Origin of the sequence: Agrococcus sp. HG114 (assembly GCF_024723325.1) — a bacterium.
GTDB lineage: Bacteria > Actinomycetota > Actinomycetes > Actinomycetales > Microbacteriaceae > Agrococcus.
Genome location: NZ_JANQCH010000219.1, coordinates 1 through 1,428 on the forward strand (window position 1 = coordinate 1; position 1,428 = coordinate 1,428).

Genomic DNA, 1,428 nt, shown 5'->3' on the forward strand with positions numbered 1-1,428 from the left:
CGCGCGCGCCCGGGCCGAGGCGGAGGCCGACCACCGCGCCGCCCGCGAGCGCAAGCGCCGTGCCGCCGACGAGGCCGCCGCGCGCATCCGCGACGAGGTCGAGGGTGCTGCGCTCAACGACTCCCTGTGGGATGACGTGCGCGGCGCGCTCACCGACTTCTTCGACGCCCTCGGCGACGCCCTCGTCGACGCGCTCGTGCTGCTCGCAGCAGCGGTGCTCGCCGCGAGCCTCGCGCTCGTCGCGGCAGCGCTCGCGATCGCGCTCGCCGCGACCGGCCTGATCGGGCTGCTCCTCGCCGGGCTCGCGCTCGCGATCGTCGGCTCGTGGCTCCTCGGCGACGGCGCCGCCGCGTTCGTGCGCGCGCTCGTCGCGACCGGATCGCTCGAGGCCGCCCTCCTCGGCAGCGCGATCGCGTGGCTGCGCGAGGCCGTGCCCGCGCTCGCCGACTGGCTCGTCGCGGGCGACGCCGGCGCGCCCGTGCTGCTGTGGAGCGGGGCAGCGGCGCCGCGCACAGGGCTCGACGGCACCGCGGGCGACCACCTCGCGCGGCTGCAGGCCGACAACCGCGCGGTCGACGCGCACGACGGCGGCCCGGGCACGCACGACCCCGGCGCCTCGACCATGGTCACGGTCACGGCCGTGACGAGCGCGGGGGCCGACGGCCCGCAGACCGCCTACCGCGTCAGCATCCCCAGCACGCAGGCGTGGCGTCCCGGCACGTCGTCGATCAACGACATCCACTCGGGCGTCGCCGCGAAGCTCGGGCTCGGGCCGACGCAGCTCGAGCAGGCGGTCGTGCTCGCGATGGCCGAGGCGGGCGTGCCCTCGGGCGCGAGCGTGCTGCTGACGGGGTGGAGCCTCGGCGGCATCACCGCCGCGAACCTCGCCGCCGACCCGGCCTTCACCGCCGCGTACGACGTCGACGCGGTGATCGTCGCGGGGGCGGCGATCGACGACGCCGCGGTGCCGGCGCACATCCCGGTGCTCTCGTTCGAGCACGGCGGGGCGGGCGTGCTCGACGACCCGGTCGCGCTCGCCGAGGACCCCGCGAAGCGCGACCTGCGCGACGATCCGAACCGCACGACGGTGCGGGTCGCGCCGCCCGCGATCGCCGGCGCCCTCGGCCACCACGGGCTCGCGTACCAGCAGACCATGCAGGAGCAGGGCGACCGGCACGGCTCGCGCGCCGCGACGTGGATGGCGCTCCACGGCCTCGAGCGGTACTTCGTCGGCGTCGAGCTGCCGCACTCCTCGATCTTCCAGCGGGGCGGCTGAGATGGCCGCTTCCGAGAGCGGCGCGGCCGCGGCGGCCGACCGCCTCCTGCTCGCGCTGCGGTCGCTGCCGGGCGTCGTCGACGCCCGGGCGGCGGTGATCGGCGACGGACTGCCCGGCGCCCGCGCGGCGCGCGTCGTGCTCGTCGTCGACG

General features: G+C 77.7%; 1 pseudogene. It reads left to right on the forward strand.

Annotated features, from left to right (window positions below):
• Window positions 1-1,276, forward strand: a pseudogene (locus tag NWP09_RS12825) (hypothetical protein); the annotation flags it as partial.
• Window positions 1,277-1,428 lie beyond the last annotated feature (152 nt).